This is a genomic window from Burkholderia paludis, from assembly GCF_000732615.1.
In the GTDB taxonomy this organism is placed as follows: domain Bacteria; phylum Pseudomonadota; class Gammaproteobacteria; order Burkholderiales; family Burkholderiaceae; genus Burkholderia; species Burkholderia paludis.
Genome location: NZ_JPGL01000008.1, coordinates 157,737 through 173,223, shown reverse-complemented (window position 1 = coordinate 173,223; position 15,487 = coordinate 157,737). Strand labels below are relative to the sequence as shown.

Sequence of the window (15,487 nt, the reverse complement as noted above, 5' to 3'; positions counted from 1 at the left end):
AGCCGGGGGGGTGTCAGCAACTTCGATCTGATCGCATGGTCGTACCGGTTGTGACGTTTGCGATCTGCACGTGCTGGCCGGTGGCAGTGCTGCTGATGCACAGGCAGAATCGCGACAATCCCTCCACCCCGCCACGCAGTACGTCACCGGGCTTGACGAGTAGGGCGGGTTGAGTGGCGCCGGTGAAAACAAGATCTCCTGGGCTCATCTGCCGCTGCCGGCCGCAGTTGGTGAGCAATTCCGGGATCTGCCATGACATATCGCCCAACGTCGCCTCGAGAACCGGTCGATTGTTCACGTCCAGCCACAGCAAATTGTTTTCGCACTCGAAGGTGGTGGCTGCAACGGGCATGCTGCAGCCCGTCTGGCGAATCGTCGGCGCAGATCCCGACGCTCCGGATGGCCTCTCAGAGAGGGACGCGACGAAATGAACGGCAACCCCGTAAGCCGACACTTGCGGGTGGGACCCCGACAGCGGCATGCTGGGCGCGGGCTCGCCGATTACGGCAAATATTTCGATCTGACACGAGACGGCGACACCGGCCGGACATGACATGCCACGCTCCAGCGAAACGATCGTACGCATGTCGCGCGCGCGAAACACGGTATCGTCCGTCCGCTTGTGCGGCGGAACATTGAAGTTGCGATCGATCTCGAAAGCGCGATGGATGTCGATGCAGCGCTCCGTGCCGCGGAGGAGCAGTTTCAGGTGTGCCGGCGACGCGGAACTTGCCATCCCGGAGCCCATGATCGGTCGCGCGTTTGCCATGTCGAAGTGTGTTGCATGCAAGGCGTGAGTCACGCGGTTACTCGAGCGTTTCCAGTTCGCCCGAGCGGTGTTCCTCGGGTTCGCGGGTGGAGTCTGTCGCCGCATTGTCGTGCAGCTCACGCAAACTGCGTGCTCCCCGAACACGTGCGGCCTGCTTTTCCCAACTGTCGCGGTCGGTCAGGTAGCGCGGCTTGGCCGCACGGATGGCGCAAACATCGGCTGCTCCATCGCGCAGCAAGTATTTCACGACACCGGTGATGGCGCTGGCTTGGTGGCTGATGAATTGGTCGATGGTGCGTCGCAGGTCGGCAAACCATCGTCCCTCGATTGCTTCGCGAACCCAGATCTGCTCCAGCGACAGTTTTTCCCGCAGCAGTTCAGGGTCGAGCGTGGCCATTTCGAGGTGGCGATAGGCATTCATCAGGAGGTGCGCGGCCGGCGCCTCGCGAACTTCCAATACCTTTTCTCCGTCGTCCAGATGTTCCAGGCCGCAATAGCGTCCGATGCCGTACGAACCGATACGGTCGTTCAACCGGGCGATCAGGTCGACCAGGGGAAGCTCGGCGTCGTCGATTGCCACCGGTGTTCCCTGGTCGAAGCGGACGGAAAGGCTGCTTCGCGAGGCGGAGCGGGTTCGCTTTGCCGTCCACGTGAACAGTTCATCCGGTACGTGGAAGGCCTCCGGATTGTCGAGTGATCCGGATTCGAATTCCCGGCACCAGAGGTTTGCGTCACCACTCATGCCACGCGCCTGAAACGCGGTGAGCCCGAACCGGCGCAGCTCTGCGATTTTCTCCTCGCGTGTCAGCGCCGAGTATTCATAGGGGCTGCCGTGGAATCCGTCGAATCCCAACTGATGCAGCGCCCCGTTCAGCCGGCGCAGGCTGTTCTGCGACTGATTAGCCGTGTGTACGATGGCATCGCATCCGAGCTTCGCGGCCTGATCGACCGCGATGCGGCAAATGACTGGTCGCGACAACGACGAACTAATTGGATACATCGCCATGTACTGGGCATTGCAGCGTAACGCCGGCAACACCGCATCGCGAGCGAAAGTCTGGCGTCCGTCGATGACCAGCGATTTCGCGCCGAAATGCGATGCAATCAGTTTGAGATCGTCGCGATTGACGCCGTCGCCGAGATCGACGGTCAAGGCTGTTACCTCGAGGCTGCGATGCTTTGCCAGTTCCATCAGCACATAACTGCTGTCGACGCCGCCGCTGAACAAGGTCAGGACATGCTTGCAGGTGCGGGACACGTATTCCAGATCGGCAAGGCTTCGAATTCGATGTTGCGTCTTCATAATGTTCCTTGGCGTTGAATGGATCGTCGGACGGCATTTCCGACGGTCGTACTGCGAGGCCGCGACCGTTGCTCGTCGCAATACGGCACGGGCGGCGGCAAGTGCGCGAGTCGGATCAGGCGGTGAAAGTTGGCTGCCGCGGCCGGTCATGCCGACGTCGAAACTGTGATGCGGCAAGGCCGAACGGCTCGCGTCATGCAGGTTGCCGGTCCGGCAACAATCGAAGGCAACTGGCCACGGTGCCGAGCAGCGCGAAAGCACTGCCAGCCCAGAGTGCGACGATCGGGCCGTTTGTCCCCGCGACGTGAAAGCACAGTGCAACCAGCGCGGCACCTAGCGTTTGCCCCAGCAGTCGCGCCGTCGCGACTATGCCGCTGGCGCCGCCGCTGCGCTCGGGCGGGGCGCTGCCCATCAGCGCCTTGAGATTGGGGGCCTGGAAAAAACCGAATCCGGCACCGCACAATAGCATTCGCCACGCAATGTCGAGTGTCGACGGCGCGTGTGGTAGCGTGGCCAGCGAAGCCATGCCGAGGGAGAGTGTGAAGAGGCCGATGGTGCCGAGGATGCCCGCTGGGTATCGATCCGCGAGCCGCCCGGCGACGGGCGCCATGATTGCAACGACGGCCGGCCACGGCGTCATCAGGAAACCGGTCTCGACCTGATTGTTCCCGAGGCCGATCTGCAGGAAAAACGGCAGCGAGACGAACGCTAGGCCTTGCGTCGAGAACGAGCAGACCGATGTAAGGGCGGACAACGAAAAGACGGGGCGACGGAACAGGTCGACCGCCAGCATCGGAGCGGGGTGATTGGCCTGGCGTTTCAGCAGCGCATAGCCGCATACGGCGGCGCCGATCCATTCGGCGGCGATAGTCGGCGTCATGCCGTCGTGCGAAATCGTTCCGAGTCCAAGTATGAGGAGTGCAAAAAAAAATGCACAGAGCAAAGCTGCGACGGCATCAAAACGATGCCGTGCGCGATGGGTGACCGGCAATGTGCCGGCGGCCATCGCGATGGAAAGCAAGCCGACCGGCACATTGACCAGGAACAGCCAGTGCCACGATGCGATGGAAAGAATTGCCGATGCCACGGTTGGGCCGACCGTGAATGAAACCGCAACGACGAGTGCGTTCAATCCCACTCCGCGCCCGAGTAGTTTGGCTGGATACGAGAAGCGAATGAGGGCGGTGTTGACGCTCATGATGGCGGCCGCGCCGACGCCTTGCAACGCGCGCGCCGTGGCGAGCGAAGAAAGCGACCATGCGAGGCCGCAGGCAAGCGAACTCAACGTGAACAATACAAGGCCCGCAATATAGATGCGTCGATGCCCGGTGATCTCTCCCAGCGATGCAAATGGAAGCAGTGTTGCGATCATCGCCAATTGATATGCATTGACCACCCAGATCACGGACGACGGGTCGGCGCCGATGCTGGTCGCAATGGTTGGCAGTGCCGTATTGGTGATGGCCGTATCGAGGTTGGCCATTGCAACCGCAAGCGAAATGGCAATTAGCGCCGCGATCCGTTGTCGCGTCGGCAATCCATCCCGGGATGAGGCGCTGAGGGGCGGCAAGTCGGTGGAGGACATTGCGTAACGAGGCGAGGTTGACGAACGGATACTGTCGCATTTGCCCTGGAATTAATCCAATGGATGTTTGAAATGCCTGTATCTATTTGATGGATAGTGTCGTGGATTGCCAGGTTGTGCGGGACACGCGTGCGGCAACTGCGTGGAACGTTTAGCGTGTTGTGCCAAGGCCGTGTTACCGAGCAGTGTCGGCAGATCGTACTCGCCGTGGTGCATGCGGTACTGGTCACAGCGCAGAGGTGATCCGCTTTAGGAATTCTGGACCAATCTGAGAGCGAGTTTTGCGGCAAACTTGACGCTGAACCAGGAGGTGGTTTGCCATGAAACGGAAGCGCTTTTCGATCGAACAGATTGTGGCCGTACTGAAGCAAGCAGAGCTGGGGATGCCGGTAGCGGATCTGATCCGTCAGGTCGGGATTTCCGAGCAGACGTTCTATCGGTGGAAGAAGCAATACGCGGGAATGCAGTCTGATCAGGTGCGCGAGCTCAAGCAGTTGCAGGATGAGAATGCGCGGCTGAAGAAACTGGTTGCCGAACTGAGCTTGGACAAGGCCATCTTGCAGGACGTTGCTTCAAAAAAGTGGCCCGGCCCGCGCTGAGACGAGACGTGGTGGATTACGTGGTAAGCCACTACGGATTGACGATGAGGCGGGCCTGTCGGCTCGTGAAGCAACCGCGCAGCGTTCAGTACTACAGAAGCGTCAAGGACGCTCGTCCAGAGCTGCGCTCACGTATGCGCGAGATCGCATATACGCGTGTGCGTTACGGGTACCGCCGTGTCCACGTACTGCTGCGCCGGGAAGGCTGGCAGTTGGGTCGAAACCAGGCGTACCGGTTGTATTGCGAAGAGCAGTTGCAGTTGCGCTCGAAATTGCCGAAGCGACGAAAGATGGTGGTGACGCGCGTGGCGAAGATCGTGCCGGTCAGGCAAAATGACGCTTGGAGTATGATTTTGTGGCTGACCAGCTTGCTGATGGCTCGAAATTTCGCACTTTGACGATCGTGGATGTGTTCACGAAGGAGGCGTTGGCGATCGAAGTCGGGCAACGCTTGAAAGGCGAACACGTGGTGTCAGCATTGAACCGAATCGCCGCTCGGCGCGGTGCCCCGCGGCATCTGTTTGTCGACAATGGCAGCGAATTTTCCGGGCGCCTGCTCGATATGTGGGCGTACCACTACCGAGCAAAAATCGACTTCAGCAGGCCCGGTAAGCCGACGGACAATTGCCACATTGAGACGTTTAACGGATCATTCCGCGATGAGTGCTTGAACCTACATTGGTTCGAAACGCTGGGCGAAGCCAAGGCGATCGTCGAGGCCTGGCGCCGGGATTACAACGAGAGCCGTCCTCACTCTGCTCTCAAAGAGTTGGCACCAGCTGAATTCGCCCGTCAGCTGGTGCCTTCGCCGGGTTCAACCAGACCCGAAACGCCGGAAAACTCGCTCTAGATCTGGTCCGGAAAACCCAAGCGGATCAACTGGGCGATCGAGCCGGTATTGTCAGGTTGTTCGGTTAGCGGACGAAGAAGGAACTGGAGGATGGCGAGCGATGGGCTCACTGCCCGATCCGGGCGCACGATGCCCTTTCCCAGACCGCTATCGCCGGGCCTCGAGTCGCGCGTTTCTGTTGTGCGTCGTGGTGGTAACGGCAATCCATGAATAGGTTCGAAACCCGGGCACGAATCGAAGCGAATCGCTGCAGTTGACGCGCTGATTTGAATCGCCCCATGACCTTCTCGCACACGCGAGTGGGCTGGTGCGAATTCTCTGCCCGGTTGTTCAGCCCTTTGTGCTGTCGGTGCTCGACGTTCAGGCCCAGTGCCGTGTTGCCTGTCGCATAGCTGCGCAGTTTGTCCGTCACCATCACGCGCGGACGGCCGTGGTGCCTGAGCAGCTTGCGCATCAACCGCTTGGCTGCCGCCGCATCGCGCCGGCGCTGCACCAGGACGTCGAGCACGGCGCCGTGCTGATCCACGGCTCGCCAGAGCCAGTGCTTCACGCCCCCAAAACTGATCACGTCGGGGGAAAGCGGTGGCCCTTGAACGAGATCGGCGACTCAGGGTCGTGCTGGACAGCAACGGCTGCTTTCTTCATGCCCCAGTATATCCGTCCGGATCGCAACAACCTGACAGTACCCTGCCGGTAGAACCGGCCCGCGGTCAGGCCGGCCGCCGACATGATGTCGGCAATCCCGGCGCCCGCCACGCTCTTCTCGCGCAATTCCCTTGCGGCTGTTTCCACGATCCGCTTGCGGGTCTGGCTTGCTTCTTCCCTGGACTTGCTCATATCGATCCGGCGCGCGAGTGCGCCGCCTTGAAATTTCCCGTTGACACTTAGAGTGCATCCATACTCTAATTGGATGTCGATCATACTCTTATTCGCCCGGGAGGCGAAAGTGGGAAGCGACTGGAAGCATGGCTACGTCCATACCAACGGCATTCGCATGCATTACGTGGAGCAGGGCGCTGGGCCGCCCGTACTGTTGTGTCATGGGTGGCCGGAATCGTGGTTTTCGTGGCGCCATCAACTGGTATCGGAATTTCGATCGCAACCGGGAATTGACGCCGTTCCTGGCACGCGTGCGCATCCCCCAGCCCACGGTCTTCATCACAGGCGAGCGGGATGGCGTGCTGAAGATGGCGAAGGACGAATACGAGACGCTCGAACGCAACGTGCCCGACTGCGTTCGTCGCAGCGAGGATGGTCAGTTCGGCGCTGGTGTGCGCAGGCACGCTTGGTGCCCGAGCGTATCTGGACTCGGGTCGAGGTGTGACGGATCGCGCAACGGTGCGGTGTCATCGATCGGCCCTTTTGGGAGAGCGGTAGACGCGTGCTCGTATCGACGATTTGAACGGTTACCCATTCGTTTTTGGAGCAGCCATGGTTGATATTTCGCATGAGAGCATTGAACAAACGGAGCGCCGTCTCAGGCGCGTCATCACCGAGTCACGACTACGGATATACCCCGGCACGTATTCCTTCGTTGAATTTCAAGTGGATCAATTTCCAGGGGCCGTGCGGGCCGATGCATTGGCCTTGGTGCGAGACGATAACGTGTGGAGTCAGCTTGTTCCGAGTCACGGTGCGCGCCAGGAAGCGTTCGGCCTTTTCAGGTTTCACTTTCCGGCAGACGCGGACAACAGCGGCTTCGTCGGCTGGCTAGCCACGCATCTCAAGAATCGATTCGGCACCGGCTTGTTTGTGACGTGCGGTCAAAATAGTGCGGACGGCGGTATCTTCGATTACTGGGGCGTGCCCGAAACGCTGGCAAGCAAAGTGTTCGAAGAGGTCAGGCAGCTCAGTCGCCAGAGTGGAGAGGACATTTAATGAGCAATGCAAAAGATGGTGCCAGCGCAAATTCTGTCCTGCAATTGAGGCTGGTCATTGAAGCCGAAGACTACGAGCAAGCCGTGGCATTCTACCGCGATACGCTAGGAATGCCGGAGCGCGCTGCCTTCCAGGGGGCGGATGGTGCGCGCGTTGCGATCCTCGATGCCGGTCGAGCCACGCTTGAGATAGCCAATCCGGCGCAAAAGCGCATGATCGACGAGGTTGAAGTCGGGCGCCAGGTCAGTCCTCGCATTCGTGTGGCGTTTGAAGTTTCCGACGGGGCGCTAACCACCCGAAAACTGACCGAAGCAGGCGCTACGTTAGTGGCAGCGCCTACTCGAACACCATGGCTATCGCTCAACTCGCGGCTGAATGCGCCAGCGGGATTGCACATCACGATCTTCGAAGAGCCACGAACGGAAGCTGACCAGGGGTGAGGCTTCAAGCGTTTGTTTCGTGACGCGGGAAGGCCGGCCATCGGCGCAACGCGGCCGATGGCGCTGCCTATCGGGGACATTGCCTCTCAAACATACCCGTCATTTGTGTCCGGGATTTGCTGAGCAGGGAATCGGCGCGAAGAACGCGCCCACGGTGCGCGCAAGTTATCGAATTTCCGGAAAGATGGAATTGAAGGCAGCCACGTAATCAAAGCCGACATTCCCTGCATGCTTTGTTTGATAGTGCCTGAACCGGTTACGGGTGGCATCGATGCTCCACGATCCCCATCCATAAATTTCCTTCGGGAGGTTATGGAATGCATACGCAAGATCGTGCGCCTGTTCTCCATCCAAATAGCGAAGTTCGACAAAGGCAGACGCAATCAGGTCGCAGAGCGCTTCGCGTTGATCTTCAGTTGGCAAAGTAGCGTTCATGATTATTATCGAAAAAACCTTGTCGTTACGGCGCGATTGTCCGCTCAAACCCAGGCTCCGCACAATGCGTGGCGGCGGCTATCAGCGCTCCAGGGGAGTTGACACCGTCCTTCGCGACGGATCGGTGATACCTTTTCTTCGCAAATGGTGACGACTTTATCTCGAATTCGAACACGGTGGACTGATCTGTGATGACGCCGCGCTTGTGATAGTCGTTGTTGTAGCGCGACGCGGATTGAAGCGTCCGATTCGCCACCGCTTCATCCTGGTAGCGATAGCCATAGTGGTCGAGCGATTTCATGCCCGGCAGCGGGTGCCGGGTTTTTTGCGGTTAAAACACGTGCCTTCTGCTGCGTTCTCGACAAAGCGCTCGAGCGCGCCATCAATGCTCGTGCCGACGATACGGGTGGAAAAAACCGCCCACTGTCGTCTGGTCACGTGCGCGTGTTCGACCCCACTTCGTCAAAGCGCTTCACGCTGTAAATCACGACGGACGCGATCCTGCTTACGGAAAAGATCCCGATGATGTAACCGAGCATGCCGAAGTTGTCGTTGACTGTACCGACTGCGTCCCACACGGCGCCTTTCAGGCCCAACTGGTCGGCCAGCAGGCCGAGTGCCTCGATGCCGCCGATCACGAGCGCCGCCACGCTCGACGCGAGCGTGATCGTCATGTTGCAGTAGATCTTGCGCAGCGGTTTCTGGTACGCGCAGCCGTAGGCGCCGAGCCGAGAGAAAATGGGACCGAAATTTTGTGGCAGCGCGTTCAGCCCGAGACGCTTGTCGAACGCACGATTCCAAAGTCGAGAGAGGACCGCCTGAGCGGTGCTTTGTGATTGCAGAGAGAGGAGAGGCCAATGTCATTTGTGCTGGTTACCAATGTGATGCAATATGCTGGTTCGGGTGCAGTCGCGAGCTTGACGGCAGACGGTCATCACGTCTTGTGCCATGATGTCTCGTTCGAGGATGACCGGAAACGCGCTGAATTTGAAAACGGAGCAGATCGAGTAACGGCCCTGGTCGGCCAGACCCCTGAACAGATCTTTGAGGAAGTTGAGGGGCGCTTCGGGTTGCCCGACGCGATTGTGTCGAACGACGCCTATCCGATTACGCAGAAAGCCATCGAAACCATCCCCATCGATGATTTCTCCGCGACATTCGAGGCCGTGGTCCTCAGACCCATTCGCCTGACCCAACTCTTCCTGCCATCCATGAAGCTACGCCGGCGCGGCAGCTTCGTTTTCGTAACATCAGCCCGTGAAGCGCGGCCGGAACCAGGATATGCCGTGCCGACCACACTGCGTGCCGCCACCACGGCATTTGCCAAGGCATTGGCGAGGGAAGTGGCGCCATTCGGGATACAGGCGAATGTCGTTGCGCCAAATTATCTCTACAGCGAGTTGTACTATCCTCGCGCTCGATTTGTTGACGATCCAGAGGGGCGTGAAGCTATTGCCGCGCTCGTGCCGTTCGGGCGACTCGGCCAACAGGAGGAGATCGGCGCCCTCATCGCCTTTCTTGCGTCGGGCCGTTCGCCTTTCACGACTGGGCAAGTTATCCATTTTACGGGTGGCTGGTCGTGATGTTCGGGCAGATCCCGCGACGGTCGTAGCGGCCCATACCGCATGCGTGCTCACCGCACGCCGGTTTCCGGTGCCGGGGTAGAACCGGCTATGGGTTGTCGCAGCGTCATGATGCACACCACGGCGGCCAGGATCGAGAACACGGCCAGCACGCCCAAGATGCTGTGAAGAGCCGAGGAGTAGGCACGATGCGCGAGTTCGACGATGGCCCCATCCATCGCGCCAGCGGCGGCAGACGAACCGTGACCCTCGCTGATTCCAATCTGGCTGGCGATCGCCGTGGCGCTTTGGGGTAGCGACGGCGAATCGGCCGAGGCCAAGACCAAGGCCCGTAGGTTCGCCGCTGTCAAGCCGATCAACACAGCACCGATGCAGCGCGTCGGTTTCCGCCCGCAAGCGATCGCAGGGCATTTGCGCGCAAGCAACTGAAGGTCGTGGCGATCGAGCTGCGCACGCCGAGCGAGGTCCGCGACGTCGACGAACGGGGAGCGCGCGCAAGCTCGATGCGGCCGGCGACGTCCTTGTGCATGCCGTGCAAGTAGCGAGAACCCAAGCGGATCAGTCGCTTCATTCATGCGTTGAGGCGAGCCGTCGCTGAAGTGTCGGGCAACATTTGTAACGTGTGGCGCAACGGCATCGCGCTAGACGGTGGTGAGCGAGCCAATTGTGACAAGCTGTGGCGAAGCCAACCAATCGTGCAAGGCGCGCGATGAATGGAAACCTCTATGCGCAAAAAGCAGAAAGAGATCGAGCAGGCGCTGAAAGACGTTCAGGATGGGAGAAGCAGGCTGTGACCTAAAAACTCCACGTACTGCGGATGTGCAACGAATCGGTAGGCGGGCAGTCTGATCGGGTTCTGCTTGCACTTGCCGCGCGGATGGGCAGCCCACGCGGCGGAAGCGGGCGTCCTAATTGTGAGGAGCGAAGCGGGATCGCGCCTCGGCATGGCGACAGACCGCGCAAAGAAGTCGGCAACTGCTTCGCTCACTGCAGGTCAGGCGGTACGTATTGAGCCTCGAATTGCTCCGCCAGCTGCGCGAGCCGCCGATCGCGCGTCCAGAGCCGGGTGCTCGGGGTCAAGAGCACCGATGCCAACAGGGTGCAATCCACTGCACCGCATTCGCGCCCATACAGCCGTTCCCGCTCGATCCAGTCCGCTACTTCCCCTGGCGTCGCGAGGCGCGTTTGGCGCAAAAGCGCGAGATATCCCAGCGTTCGTGCTCGCGGTTCGGGCGGCGTCCCGCACGTGAGCTCAAGTAGTACCAGTGGATGTGTAAGGACGTTATCGACGCGCAGAAGCTGGATAAGCGCTGGTAGTGGCCGCCGGAAATGCTCGACCCACACGGACGTGTCGACCAAGACACTCATCGGGCGGTTGCCTCAGGGGCGCGGCGCGGGACATCTGCCATGTCGGGCGCGCGACCGCCCAGGGCGGCAAGGCGTTGACCGGCCTGGACACGCACGAAGGTTTCAAGTGCCGCCCGGAACAGGTCGGCCGGAGGCATGCCCGGTTCGGCGAGTTCGAGTGCGCGCGCATAGAGAGTGTCGTCGACGGTGACGGTGGTACGCATGATGGCTTCTTTGATGTCTTTTTGCATCAATTTTAGCATCAATTCAACAGCGGCTCAGTTGCTGATAACCGAATCACATGCCGGCCTGAACTGGGGCCGTGACACTTTCGTGGCCGAGAGCCCGCTGAGAAGGTGGTTGTGGCTGGCGAAAATTCGTCATGACGCTGCTGGCGCGTGCATGAGTGGGCGTCCCGATCCGCATGGCCTAAACGCTGCGCGACCATGCGTGCTCGAGCGAATTTTCCGTGTGCCAATGTGGCCGCAGGTGGACGCAAGCTTGTCGGGCTACGAGCTTTTGCACAAATTACGACTGAGGAGAGAGGTTTGGCCCGAAAAACTCTCTCTGCCTCAGTCGGCAATCGATACGCGCAGCCGGTGGCGAGCATCAATTTTACTCAGACCCCATTTAATCGATAATAACTATTATGTCAAATAATATACCCACAATACTAAGCGCCACCGCGCCTGCGCGCGTCCCCCGTCATTGGTCTCGCCGATGTTGAGCATTTCAAGCAAGACAACGACGTGTTCGAGCATCTCCAGGGAGATGCCTGCCTGGCGGCCAGCCAGCATCGAAGGGTTGTTGAGCACACACATGCATGGCTTGCTGGATTCGGCAAGTTGCGCATCGGCGTCGAGCGTTCTCTTCAAACCCATCTCGCTGTGCTCCGCCTTGCATGCGCCGCTATCCGCACCCGGTTCGTTGACCGGTTTTGTCAGCGACTCTAACGTGGTCACCGAGCGACGTCGCCAAGACTGGTGTCAACTCCCCCGCATTTCTCTGCAGCGCGGACGACGATTCGCGAACTGCACACGTCCCGTTTTTCTACGACATACATCCACACGGCCTCATGTTTAACTCTTGCCCAGCCGGGTCGGGCGCATTCCGAATCCTGGCGGCACCATGAATTTCCATGAAGCGAATCAACGCCTCCTCGACTTCTCGCGTGCGGCTTCGCGGCCTTCGTACAGCGCTAACGAACCGGCTATGGAAACGGCCTTGCGCATCGCGAAGCCGCGCCGGGTGTTCAGCCCGATTCCCTCCAGGTGAAGATGACCGACGCATCACCATGAAAACGATGACCGGACCTTTAGTCGTGAACAACGCCGAACCCGAGAATGCCTGCAGCGCGACTTCCCGCCGCCCGGCAGCAAGTGTGCCGCTCGAGTACCCGCCCGCATGCGTCTGATCTGTTTCCCTTACGCGGGCGGCTCGGCTGCCGTCTATCGTGGCCTGCAACCGCTATTGCCCGGGATCGAGGTGCACCGTCATGAGCTTGCCGGCCGAGGCAGCCGCCTGTCGGAGCCAGCCGTGCCGGATATGGCGACGCTGATCGACGCATTGCTGGACGACCTGGGCAGTTGCTTCGATCGTCCCTTCGCACTGTTCGGCCACAGCATGGGCGCGGCGATTGCCGTCGAACTGGCGCTGCGGCTTCCCGCCCATGCGCAACCGAACCTCCGGCATCTGTTCGTGAGCGCGCGCGCTGCACCGGGCAAGGAGCGCCCCGCTCGACGGATGCAGGCGCTGGACGACCGCGCGTTCATCGATGCGTTGCACGAGATGGGCGGTACACCGAAGGCGGTGCTGGAGAACCGCGAAATGATGGCGTTGATGATGCCGGCGCTGCGCGCGGATTTCACGATGATCGAAAACTACCGGGCCGTGCCCGGACGCAGGCTGGCAGTCGACATCACCGCGTTCGCGGGCGTGGCGGATGAACAGGTCCCTGCCGATTCGGTTTCAGGCTGGGATGCCGTGACGACCGGGCGCTGCGATTTTCATGTCATCGACGGCGATCACTTCTTTATCCGGAGCGAAATGCGGGCGATGGCCGACATCATTGCGACGCGCCTGCGGCGCGCGGATCAGGTTGCACTGAACGCCCTGCAAGCATGACGGGCATCGCACACGTCGGGATCCGCATCGCGCGATCGGCGTGCGGTGATCGTCGAAGCGAAGCGCATCGCGGTCCCGCCGAAGGTGCCCGGGGGCAACTCGCCACTTACCTACGCGTCAAACCTGGAGTGCAATTGTGCAACGTAATCGAAAGCGGATCCTCGTAACCGGTGGCGCGGGTTTCCTCGGTTCGCATCTGTGCGAGCGCCTGGTCGAACTCGGTCATGACGTCCTGTGCGTCGACAACTATTTCACCGGCACGAAGCAGAACGTGGCCGCGCTGCTCGGCAACCCGAGTTTCGAGGCGCTGCGCCACGACGTGACCTTTCCGCTGTACGTGGAGGTGGACGAGATCTACAACCTCGCCTGTCCGGCATCGCCGATTCACTATCAGTTCGATCCCGTGCAGACCACCAAGACCAGCGTGATGGGCGCGATCAACATGCTGGGGCTCGCGAAGCGCACGCACGCACGCGTGCTGCAAACTTCCACGAGCGAAGTGTACGGCGACCCCGACGTGCATCCGCAACCGGAGACGTACCGGGGCAACGTCAACCCGCTCGGGCCGCGTGCGTGCTATGACGAAGGAAAACGGTGCGCGGAGACCCTGTTCTTCGACTATCACCGCCAGCAAAACGTGAAAATCAAGGTGGTACGGATCTTCAACACGTACGGGCCGCGCATGCATCCCAACGACGGTCGCGTCGTGTCCAACTTCATCGTGCAGGCGCTGCGCGGCGAGGACATCACGCTGTATGGCGACGGCAGCCAGACCCGCGCGTTCTGCTATGTCGACGACATGGTCGGCGGCCTGATCCGGATGATGGGCACGCCCGCGGACATCACCGGCCCGATCAATCTCGGCAATCCGCATGAGATCGCGGTCAGTGAGCTCGCGCAGATCATCTTGCGCCTGACCGGCTCGAAGTCGCGAATCGTATTCCGGCCGCTGCCGAAGGACGATCCGACGCAACGTTGTCCGGATATCGACCTCGCACGCACCCACCTCGACTGGAAGCCGACGGTCGGGCTCGAAGTGGGACTGCGTCGAACCATCGACTATTTCCGCTCGACCCTGCCTGCCTGACGCCACGCCGGTGTCCCGCTTTCCCGTGGCAGACGCGGTACGGAGACCATGCTTCAATCAGCCGTACCGCTGCACCGTTCCCGTTGCACCATTGGCCGACACGAAGCGATGCGGATTCGCCAGTGTCCATCATCCGCGCTGCAAGCCGGATCCATAAGCATGGAAAAACTCGATTATCTCAAGCATGTCGAATCGAACGCACGAACCTACGCGACGTCGTTTCCACGGCTGTTTACCCATGCCGCAGGCATACGCATGCGCGACTCCGACGGGCAGGAATACATCGACTGCCTGTCCAATGCCGGAACGCTCGCACTCGGGCACAATCACCCGGAAGTCAACGAAGCCGTCATGCGGTTCCTGTCCTCAGGTCAACTGCAACAGGCGCTCGACCTGGCGACGCCGGCCAAGCACGCGTTCGTCGAACAACTGTTCTCGATGTTGCCGAATGCGATCGCCGATACCGGCAAGATCCAGTTCTGCAGTCCGAGCGGAGCGGATGGCGTCGAAGCGGCGATCAAGCTGGCCCGGCATCATACGGGCCGCCCGACGATCATGGCGTTCCACGGCGCCTACCACGGCATGACGGCCGGCGCACTCGCCGCATCGGGCAATCTCACGCCGAAATCGGCCGGCAGCAACGGGCGCGACGTTCATTTCCTGCCCTACCCCTATGCGTTTCGCTGCCCGTTCGGCACCGACGGCTCGGCAACCGATCAACTCAGCATCAACTATATCCGGACGGTCCTGTCCGACCCCGAGAGCGGGATCACGAAGCCCGCCGCCGTCATCGTCGAAGTCGTGCAAGGCGAAGGCGGCTGCATCCCCGCTTCCGACGCCTGGCTGATCGAGTTGCGCGAGCTGACGCTGCGGCATGAAATCCCGCTGATCGTCGATGAAGTGCAGACCGGCCTCGGCCGAACCGGTGCGCTGTTCGCCATCGAGCATTCCGGCATCAGGCCGGACGTCCTGGTGTTGTCGAAGGCGTTCGGCGGCGGCTATCCGCTGTCGGTGGTGGTCTATGACAAGCGCCTGGACACCTGGCCGCCCGGCTCGCACGCGGGCACCTTCCGCGGCAACCAGATCGCGATGGTGGCCGGTTTGTCGACCATGCGCATCGTCGAGCGAGACGGGCTGTCGGCGCACGCGGACACGGTCGGCAAGCTGCTGGTCGCCGGCCTCGAACGTATTGCCGAACGCTTCCCGAGTCTGGGCCAGATCCGCGGCCGCGGCCTGATGATCGGCGTCGAAGTCGTGCTGCCCGGCCGCGATGCCCAACCCGGCCCGCCCCATGCGGCGCTCGCGAAAACCATCAAGCTGCATTGCCTGCGCAACGGGCTCGTGATCGAAACCGGCGGCCGTCATGGCGCGGTACTCAGGTTCCTGCCGCCGTTGATCGTCTCGGAAGCGGACATTCACGAGATTCTCGACCGCTTCGAACAAGCGGTGGAAACGGCCTCCCGCGCATAGGCACGCCGCAGTAACCG

General features: G+C 60.8%; 17 protein-coding genes and 4 pseudogenes. 8 read left to right on the top strand and 13 right to left on the bottom strand.

What is annotated here, in order from left to right; all coding sequences use genetic code 11:
* Positions 1-13 precede the first annotated feature (13 nt).
* The 3 genes from GQ56_RS0105785 to GQ56_RS0105775 all read right to left on the bottom strand — a co-directional run bounded on the left by GQ56_RS0105785 (position 14) and on the right by GQ56_RS0105775 (position 3,657).
* Entirely contained in the window at positions 14-802 is a 789-nt protein-coding gene (locus GQ56_RS0105785; protein ID WP_161788550.1) for a fumarylacetoacetate hydrolase family protein, read from the bottom strand.
* A 4-nt stretch (positions 803-806) separates the two neighbouring features.
* Entirely contained in the window at positions 807-2,072 is a 1,266-nt protein-coding gene (locus tag GQ56_RS0105780) for an argininosuccinate synthase-related protein (RefSeq protein ID WP_052001385.1), read from the bottom strand.
* A gap of 193 nt (positions 2,073-2,265) precedes the next feature.
* The gene (locus GQ56_RS0105775) at positions 2,266-3,657 is read right to left on the bottom strand and encodes an MFS transporter (RefSeq protein ID WP_031397739.1); all 1,392 of its coding nucleotides are present in this window, start codon (positions 3,655-3,657) and stop codon (positions 2,266-2,268) included.
* A gap of 320 nt (positions 3,658-3,977) precedes the next feature.
* Here GQ56_RS0105775 and GQ56_RS39185 point away from each other — a divergent pair.
* Positions 3,978-5,106 (top strand): annotated as a pseudogene (locus GQ56_RS39185) (IS3 family transposase).
* Positions 5,107-5,212: 106 nt separating this feature from the next.
* On the opposite strand, the pseudogene GQ56_RS0105755 reads toward GQ56_RS39185, so the two are convergent.
* Both GQ56_RS0105755 and GQ56_RS46395 read right to left on the bottom strand, forming a co-directional pair.
* A pseudogene (locus tag GQ56_RS0105755) lies at positions 5,213-5,659 on the bottom strand (DDE-type integrase/transposase/recombinase); the annotation flags it as partial.
* Between the two features lie 11 nt (positions 5,660-5,670).
* Positions 5,671-6,027 carry a TetR/AcrR family transcriptional regulator gene (locus tag GQ56_RS46395; protein ID WP_031397737.1) on the bottom strand — a complete coding sequence of 119 codons (357 nt, stop codon included), beginning with the start codon at positions 6,025-6,027 and terminating at the stop codon, positions 5,671-5,673.
* A 510-nt stretch (positions 6,028-6,537) separates the two neighbouring features.
* On the opposite strand from GQ56_RS46395, the gene GQ56_RS0105745 reads away from it, so the two are divergent.
* Both GQ56_RS0105745 and GQ56_RS40730 read left to right on the top strand, forming a co-directional pair.
* The gene (locus tag GQ56_RS0105745; protein WP_031397736.1) at positions 6,538-6,984 is read left to right on the top strand and encodes a DUF6196 family protein; all 447 of its coding nucleotides are present in this window, start codon (positions 6,538-6,540) and stop codon (positions 6,982-6,984) included.
* A complete protein-coding gene (locus GQ56_RS40730; protein WP_075122870.1) occupies positions 6,984-7,424 on the top strand; it encodes a VOC family protein in 441 nt (146 codons plus the stop codon). Before GQ56_RS0105745 ends, GQ56_RS40730 begins: the two co-directional genes overlap by 1 nt.
* 165 nt (positions 7,425-7,589) lie before the next feature.
* On the opposite strand, the gene GQ56_RS43945 is transcribed toward GQ56_RS40730, so the two are convergent.
* The 4 genes from GQ56_RS43945 to GQ56_RS46390 are packed head-to-tail and all read right to left on the bottom strand — an operon-like array spanning position 7,590 to position 8,599.
* Positions 7,590-7,859, bottom strand: a complete 270-nt coding sequence (locus GQ56_RS43945) for a hypothetical protein (RefSeq protein ID WP_152601645.1) — start codon at positions 7,857-7,859, stop codon at positions 7,590-7,592.
* Positions 7,860-7,884: 25 nt separating this feature from the next.
* Positions 7,885-8,160: a hypothetical protein gene (locus GQ56_RS0105735; protein WP_031397735.1), complete on the bottom strand. Its 276-nt coding sequence runs from the start codon at positions 8,158-8,160 to the stop codon at positions 7,885-7,887.
* On the bottom strand, positions 8,157-8,297 hold the full coding sequence (locus tag GQ56_RS45525) for a hypothetical protein (protein WP_161788549.1): 141 nt from the start codon (positions 8,295-8,297) through the stop codon (positions 8,157-8,159). The genes GQ56_RS0105735 and GQ56_RS45525 overlap by 4 nt, the downstream gene beginning before the upstream one ends.
* Positions 8,294-8,599 (bottom strand): HoxN/HupN/NixA family nickel/cobalt transporter, encoded by a 306-nt coding sequence (locus tag GQ56_RS46390; RefSeq protein WP_265183107.1) that lies wholly within the window; start codon positions 8,597-8,599, stop codon positions 8,294-8,296. Before GQ56_RS46390 ends, GQ56_RS45525 begins: the two co-directional genes overlap by 4 nt.
* Positions 8,600-8,716: 117 nt before the next feature.
* On the opposite strand from GQ56_RS46390, the gene GQ56_RS0105725 reads away from it, so the two are divergent.
* Positions 8,717-9,442: an SDR family oxidoreductase gene (locus GQ56_RS0105725; RefSeq protein ID WP_031397733.1), complete on the top strand. Its 726-nt coding sequence runs from the start codon at positions 8,717-8,719 to the stop codon at positions 9,440-9,442.
* A 50-nt stretch (positions 9,443-9,492) separates the two neighbouring features.
* Here the strand turns inward: GQ56_RS0105725 and GQ56_RS47185 are convergent, their stop codons facing one another.
* The 4 genes and pseudogenes from GQ56_RS47185 to GQ56_RS0105700 all read right to left on the bottom strand — a co-directional run bounded on the left by GQ56_RS47185 (position 9,493) and on the right by GQ56_RS0105700 (position 11,013).
* The gene (locus GQ56_RS47185) at positions 9,493-9,762 is read right to left on the bottom strand and encodes a hypothetical protein (RefSeq protein ID WP_200877970.1); all 270 of its coding nucleotides are present in this window, start codon (positions 9,760-9,762) and stop codon (positions 9,493-9,495) included.
* A 50-nt stretch (positions 9,763-9,812) separates the two neighbouring features.
* A pseudogene (locus GQ56_RS47180) lies at positions 9,813-10,001 on the bottom strand (helix-hairpin-helix domain-containing protein); the annotation flags it as partial.
* Between the two features lie 425 nt (positions 10,002-10,426).
* The gene (locus GQ56_RS0105705; RefSeq protein WP_031397731.1) at positions 10,427-10,810 is read right to left on the bottom strand and encodes a type II toxin-antitoxin system VapC family toxin; all 384 of its coding nucleotides are present in this window, start codon (positions 10,808-10,810) and stop codon (positions 10,427-10,429) included.
* Complete coding sequence (locus tag GQ56_RS0105700; RefSeq protein WP_031397730.1) at positions 10,807-11,013, bottom strand: DUF2191 domain-containing protein; 207 nt, start codon at positions 11,011-11,013, stop codon at positions 10,807-10,809. Before GQ56_RS0105700 ends, GQ56_RS0105705 begins: the two co-directional genes overlap by 4 nt.
* A gap of 567 nt (positions 11,014-11,580) precedes the next feature.
* On the opposite strand from GQ56_RS0105700, the pseudogene GQ56_RS40720 reads away from it, so the two are divergent.
* The 4 genes and pseudogenes from GQ56_RS40720 to GQ56_RS0105680 all read left to right on the top strand — a co-directional run.
* Positions 11,581-11,742, top strand: a pseudogene (locus GQ56_RS40720) (IS5/IS1182 family transposase); the annotation flags it as partial.
* Between the two features lie 451 nt (positions 11,743-12,193).
* Positions 12,194-12,913: a thioesterase II family protein gene (locus GQ56_RS0105690; protein WP_031397729.1), complete on the top strand. Its 720-nt coding sequence runs from the start codon at positions 12,194-12,196 to the stop codon at positions 12,911-12,913.
* A 136-nt stretch (positions 12,914-13,049) separates the two neighbouring features.
* Entirely contained in the window at positions 13,050-14,000 is a 951-nt protein-coding gene (locus GQ56_RS0105685; protein ID WP_031397728.1) for a UDP-glucuronic acid decarboxylase family protein, read from the top strand.
* Between the two features lie 159 nt (positions 14,001-14,159).
* On the top strand, positions 14,160-15,470 hold the full coding sequence (locus GQ56_RS0105680) for a diaminobutyrate--2-oxoglutarate transaminase family protein (protein ID WP_031397727.1): 1,311 nt from the start codon (positions 14,160-14,162) through the stop codon (positions 15,468-15,470).
* Positions 15,471-15,487: the final 17 nt, after the last annotated feature.